Here is a 1,245-nt window from a genome sequence, read left to right as displayed (position 1 = left end):
GTTTTAAGTGCTGAGTTTATGCTCGAACTTAAAACTCATAACTCAACACGCAAAACTCAGATTCGCTCGATGATCGCTGCAATGCCCTGGCCGCCGCCGATGCACATGGTGATCAGCGCGTAGCGTCCGCCGATCCGTTGCAGCTCATAGAGCGCCTTGATCGTCAGGATACAGCCGGTCGCGCCGATAGGATGGCCCAGCGAGATGCCGCTGCCGTTCGGATTGGTGCGCTCAGGCGGCAGCTCAAGATCGCGGATCACCGCCAGCGCTTGCGCCGCGAACGCCTCGTTGACCTCGAAGACATCGATGTCGTTGATGTGCAGCCCGGTGCGATCGAGCAGCGCCCGCACCGCCGGAACCGGGCCGATGCCCATGTAACTGGGCTCGACGCCCGCGTGAGCGTAGCCCACCAGCCGCGCCATCGGCTTGAGGCCGCGCGCCTCGGCGGCCTTGCGCTCCATCAGCACCACCGCCGCCGCCGCGTCGTTAATGCCCGATGCGTTGCCTGCCGTGACGGTGCCGCTGCGGTCGAAGACGGGCTTGAGCTTGGATAGTCCCTCCAGCGTCGCGTCGGCGCGGACGAACTCATCAGTGGTGTATTGCGTGGTGCCGCCCTTAACTTTGATCTCGACCGGGAGGATCTGCTCTTTGAAGTAGCCCTCGGCGATGGCTCGCGCCGCGCGCTGCTGGCTTTCGAGCGCCAGCCTGTCTTGATCTTCGCGGCTGATGCCCCACTTGGCGGCCACGTTCTCGGCGGTCACGCCCATGTGACAATCGTCGAAGGGATCGGTCAGTGCGCCGACCATCGCGTCGACGACCGCGCCGTCGTTCATGCGCTGGCCCCAGCGCATGCCGGGCAGCCAGTATTGGGCGCGGCTCATATTCTCCGCGCCGCCCGCGACGGCTACGTCCGCATCGCCGAGCATGATCAGTTGCGCCGCCGAGACGATCGCTTGCAGGCCGCTGCCGCACAGCCGGTTGAGCGTGAACGCGGGCGTCTCGACCGGCAGACCGGCCTTGACGGCGGCCACGCGCGCCAGGTACATATCGCTGGTGTCGGTGTGGATGATGTTGCCGAAGACGACATGCCCGACATCGCCGGACGCGACGCCCGCCCGCGCGACCGCCTCACGCACAACCATCGCCGCAAGCTCGGTCGGTGGAAAATCTTTCAAGCTGCCGCCGTACTTGCCGATCGCCGTACGAACGCCGCTCAGGACCACGACTTCTCGCTCTGTATTGGCT

General features: G+C 65.1%; 1 protein-coding gene. It reads right to left on the bottom strand.

The annotated features are described in order from the left end of the window. Positions 1-56: 56 nt before the first annotated feature. A partial coding sequence (locus VFZ66_15620; protein ID HEX6290618.1) for an acetyl-CoA C-acyltransferase family protein occupies positions 57-1,245 on the bottom strand: 1,189 nt, incomplete at its 5' end.

It is taken from the genome of Herpetosiphonaceae bacterium, assembly GCA_036374795.1.
Lineage (GTDB): Bacteria > Chloroflexota > Chloroflexia > Chloroflexales > Kallotenuaceae > LB3-1.
The sequence above is the reverse complement of the archived record's forward strand: the minus strand, read 5'-3'. Positions and strand labels throughout refer to the sequence as shown.